This window comes from Methanobrevibacter sp. 87.7 (assembly GCF_002208625.1).
GTDB lineage: Archaea > Methanobacteriota > Methanobacteria > Methanobacteriales > Methanobacteriaceae > Methanarmilla.
Genome location: NZ_MRCT01000204.1, coordinates 1 through 2,739 on the forward strand (window position 1 = coordinate 1; position 2,739 = coordinate 2,739).

Consider the following 2,739-nt stretch of genomic DNA (forward strand, 5'->3'; position numbering starts at 1 on the left):
AATTAAAATTATATAAAAATGAATATATTTTTCTAAAAATCAAAATTAAATATAAAAATACTATTAATATAAAGTATAATATTATTATATAGTGTATATTTTTTCATATATTTTAAAAAATATAAAATAAATGAAATTTAATAAAAATCATAATATTGAGGGAATAATTATGAGAATTTTATCTGTGGTAGGTAAAAAAAATAGTGGGAAAACTTCATTAACAGTTCGTATTATAAAAGAACTTAAAAACAGAAACTATAAAGTAGCTAGTATAAAACATTCCCATCATCAAATGGAAATGGATCATGAAGGTACTGATACTTATAAACATAAACAAGCAGGTTCAAATATTACAATAGGAATAGGAACAAAAAGTTTTTTCAACATTGATGGTGCAATACCTCTTGAAAGATTACTTTTTTTAATAAAATTAATTGATGAACCTGATTTTGTAGTAATTGAAGGATTTAAAAACTATAATTATCCAAAAATTGTAACATCACCAGAACTTGTTGATGATTATTGTATGAAACTTGTAGATGCTAAAAATCTTAGTGATAATGATGTAAAATCACTTGTTGATAATATAGAAAATATTGCATATGATATTCTTCCAACATTATTTACTAAAGATTGTGGATATACAGATAGTGAAACTATTGCTAAAGCAATAATCCAAGGAGATTTAGATTATGAATATGATAAACAAGCAGATGTTACACTATCTATTGATGGAAAAGTTATAGGTTTAAATGAATTTGTTAATAAATTTTTAAAAGAAACTATTTTAGGTATGTTAAAATCTTTAAAAACAGAAGAATATGGTGTTGAAGATTTTAATAAAATAGAAATTCTTATTAATAATAAAGAGTAGGTGGTCTAATGAGTATTCATGATAAATATGATAGGCCAATTATTTCATTAAGGATTTCTATTACAAATAGATGTAATATTAAATGTTTATATTGTCATCATGATGGTATGTTACCATCTAATGAAGAAATGACTCCTAATGAAATAATTAAAATTGCAGAAATTGCAAAAAAACTTGGAGTTAAAAAAATTAGAATATCTGGTGGAGAACCATTAATAAGAAAAGATATAGTTGAAATTATTGATGGTATTAATAAAATCGGATTTAAAGATATATCTATTACAACAAATGGTAATTTTCTTGAAAAATATTGTAAAGATTTAAAAGATGCAGGACTTAACAGAGTTAATGTTAGTTTAGATACATTAAATAATGATACTTACAAGTTTTTAACTAAAAAAGATTACCTTGATCAAACAAAAAGAGGTATTCTTAAATCAGTAGAAGTTGGACTTTATCCAGTTAAAATTAATATGATATTAATGAAAGGTATCAATGATAATGAAGTAAAAGAAATGTTTAAATTCTGCCGTGAAAATGGTCTTGTTCTCCAAATAATTGAACTTTTAAAAAGTGAAAGTTGTGACGATGAAAGCTTTAGTGATAAATATCATTGTAATATTGATTCACTTGAAGAAAAACTTAGTAAAATAGCAGATGATGTTAAAACTCGTAAATTTATGCAAGATAGAAGAAAATATTATATTGATGGTGGAGAAATAGAAATTGTAAAACCAATGGATAATACTTGCTTCTGTGAAAACTGTTCAAGACTTAGAATTACTCCATCAGGTGAAATTAAACCTTGTTTACTCAGAAATGATAATTTAACAAATATTATTAAATATATTAGAGAAGGTGCATCTGATGAAGAATTAGAAAAAATCTTTATAGAAGGTATAATGAAAAGAGAACCATATTATTCTGAAAATAAAGAAAACAAATAAAAAATATTATTTAAAAATAGAAAATAAAAATATTTCAAATACTTTAAAAAAATAGAATATTCTAAAGTCTTTTAATAGACTTTAGAAAAAAAATATTCTAGAAATAAAATTTTAAATATTAATAATTAATTAAATTAATAAATATTATTTTAATCTACTTATTTTAAAAAAAACTAATTTAAAAACACTAAAAATACAAACATTAAAAAAATAATAAAAACTAATTTTTAAAATATATAAGCAATAATCCTAAATTAGGAATATTTTCATATCTCCAGTTAATAAACTTTCAATAACACCTATAAAATTTATTGAATGAGTAGATAAAGATTCATCAATTGCATTTCCTCTTGATTGTCCTTCTCCCCAATTATTTTCTCTAATTGAACCAATCATATCACTACCAAAAATTCTATCAGATGCATTATTATTTATTACAACACAAACATTTGGACTTACATGATAAGTATACTCAATAATATCCTTTGCATCGCCATATGGATCATTATTTTGGAATAAAAAAATATTATGTAATGTACTACCTTCAGCATTTACTGAGCTTCCAGGATAAATCCATCTAAATCCATCAGATAATGACCATAAAGCAGCCATATCTACACCTGGCTCCTGAATACTTTCACTTGTATCTTCTGCTAAAAATAATACATTAGCAGTACTTACAAATAAAAATAATATTATAATTATTAATAATAATACAATACTTGATTTTCTCATACAAATAAAAATAATATTATAATTATTAATAATAATACAATACTTGATTTTCTCATAATATCACATCATGATTTTAAAAATATTAATTTTAATAAAATTTAATAAAGAGATTAAACTTAAAAAATAATCTAAAATACTTATTTTTAAAATATTAATTAATCTTAATAAAATTAATTTTATATT

At 21.8% G+C, this 2,739-nt stretch carries 3 protein-coding genes; 2 read left to right on the top strand and 1 reads right to left on the bottom strand.

Annotated features, from left to right (window positions below):
* Positions 1–169 precede the first annotated feature (169 nt).
* Both mobB and moaA read left to right on the top strand, forming a co-directional pair.
* Positions 170–874 carry a molybdopterin-guanine dinucleotide biosynthesis protein B gene (gene mobB, locus BGI41_RS07625; protein WP_088540101.1) on the top strand — a complete coding sequence of 235 codons (705 nt, stop codon included), beginning with the start codon at positions 170–172 and terminating at the stop codon, positions 872–874.
* Between the two features lie 8 nt (positions 875–882).
* Positions 883–1,821 carry a GTP 3',8-cyclase MoaA gene (gene moaA, locus BGI41_RS07630; protein ID WP_088540102.1) on the top strand — a complete coding sequence of 313 codons (939 nt, stop codon included), beginning with the start codon at positions 883–885 and terminating at the stop codon, positions 1,819–1,821.
* Positions 1,822–2,070: 249 nt separating this feature from the next.
* On the opposite strand, the gene BGI41_RS07635 is transcribed toward moaA, so the two are convergent.
* Entirely contained in the window at positions 2,071–2,556 is a 486-nt protein-coding gene (locus tag BGI41_RS07635; protein ID WP_088540103.1) for a hypothetical protein, read from the bottom strand.
* Between the last annotated feature and the right edge of the window lie 183 nt (positions 2,557–2,739).